This is a genomic window from Pseudomonas sp. D47, from assembly GCF_045447305.1.
Taxonomy (GTDB): domain Bacteria; phylum Pseudomonadota; class Gammaproteobacteria; order Pseudomonadales; family Pseudomonadaceae; genus Aquipseudomonas.
The window spans coordinates 1-749 of the sequence record NZ_JBJGXU010000162.1 but is presented as its reverse complement, the minus strand read 5'-3'; the positions used below and the strand labels follow the sequence as shown (position 1 = coordinate 749).

Here is a 749-nt window from a genome sequence, read left to right as displayed (position 1 = left end):
TGAAGTGCGCCCCAGAAGTTGGACACCCGTCCAACTCCTGAGGCTTTTCATGAGCAAATACACGACGCAGTTCAAGCTTTCCGCCATTACCACTTTCCTTGAGCAGGGCCGAGGCTTTCGCCGCATAGCCGCTCAATTCCAAATGGATCCCACCTTGCTTCGTCGTTGGGTGGAGGCTTACCGATTACATGGCGAAGCCTGTCTAAGCAGAACCGGCGAACGCTACAGTCCATTGTTCAAGTTTTCAGTGCTGCAACGCATGTGGCGCGACTCCTTATCTTTGCGCCGCGCAGCGGCGCTCTTCAACCTGGGTAACTCAAGCCAGGTGGGCAGATGGCAACAGCAGTATTACAGTGGCGGTATTGAAGCCCTGGAGTCAGGGAAAAAAGGATCGATTACCGCTATGCCCAAGCCGCCTTCTAAACCGCGTAAAACTACCACCCCACTCACCGACGCACAGCTTGCACACAAGGCATTGCTCGATGAACTGCAGTATTTGCGCATGGAGAACGCCTACCTAAAAAAGCTTGGAGAGTTGGGCGAGGCGGTGATGAGGCGAGAGAGAGAAGCGAAGAAAAAGCCCGATTAGTCACTGAGCTGAAACAAGCTTTCCCCTTGAGTGATTTGCTCAAGCTGGTAAGTCTTGCGCGAAGTACGTACTACTACCAACTCAAGGCGATGGGCGTTGCGGACCGGTTTATCTCGATCAAAGCCTCTATCCAGACTATCCAAGACGAGAATGAGGGCCG

1 protein-coding gene is annotated in these 749 nt (G+C 53.3%); it reads left to right on the top strand.

Annotation, left to right across the window (positions count from 1 at the left end; genetic code table 11):
• Positions 1–589, top strand: a 589-nt coding sequence (locus tag ACI77I_RS32055) for a helix-turn-helix domain-containing protein (protein WP_407000215.1), incomplete at its 5' end; no start/stop codon positions are given.
• Between the last annotated feature and the right edge of the window lie 160 nt (positions 590–749).